This window comes from Polaromonas sp. P1_G2 (assembly GCF_056405515.1).
In genome coordinates this window covers 1-386 of sequence record NZ_JBFUBY010001543.1, presented here as the reverse complement: position 1 = coordinate 386, position 386 = coordinate 1, and the positions used below count along the sequence as shown (strand labels likewise).

The 386-nt window shown below is 56.5% G+C and carries 1 protein-coding gene; it reads left to right on the top strand.

All coding sequences use genetic code 11. The features are described 5' to 3' along the window. The coding region (locus AC1D0P_RS31470; RefSeq protein WP_477680311.1) for a hypothetical protein at nt 1-254 on the top strand (254 nt) is incomplete at its 5' end. Nucleotides 255-386 lie beyond the last annotated feature (132 nt).

Below are 386 nucleotides of genomic sequence, written 5' to 3'. Positions count from 1 at the left end.
ATTCGACTGTCGCTTTCGACGAGCAGGAAGCAGCCGACGAGTTTAAGGAATGGCTCAGTTGCAACAGCCGGAAGGCCGATATTCGTGGCTATCTCGGAGAAGCAACTGGTGGCACGTATCGTGGTGTGGTCCTGCATGACCCGGCACAGCGAACCAACGTGGTGAGCGATCTCCTCTATCTCGCGAGATGCAGGTATTACAAGACGATCCGCTTCGGTGTGCTGCTATTTAAGCGGGCGTTCGGACGTTCTTAGCTGCAGATTCCGACAATTGGAGATGGGTTGGATAGACTCACACGGCTCGCCTTACACGGCGAGATGATCCACGAGGGTCTCCGCCGTCAGCCCCTTGCCGGCCCGATTACCCGCTTTTCCATGATGCCAGAC